Raw genomic sequence first — 221 nt, 5'->3', positions numbered from 1 at the left:
GTTCCGGCCATTGCGAAAAACCACCAGCCGACATTGCAAAAATAGTTTCACTAAAAGCATGGCGCGGATCGGAAGCAATGGTAACCGGGATGCCCAAACGCGTGCCTTCGGCAATCCGCTGGATAGCATTGTAACCGTTGGCCATTGCCAAAATGCTGGGCGTTGTCCAGTAGTTAAAATGGTTCATTTTTTGAACAGTCATCAGTTCTTTGGCAGAAGGC

The organism is uncultured Mucilaginibacter sp., assembly GCF_937859865.1.
Lineage (GTDB): Bacteria > Bacteroidota > Bacteroidia > Sphingobacteriales > Sphingobacteriaceae > Mucilaginibacter_A.
The sequence above is the reverse complement of the archived record's forward strand: the minus strand, read 5'-3'. Positions refer to the sequence as shown.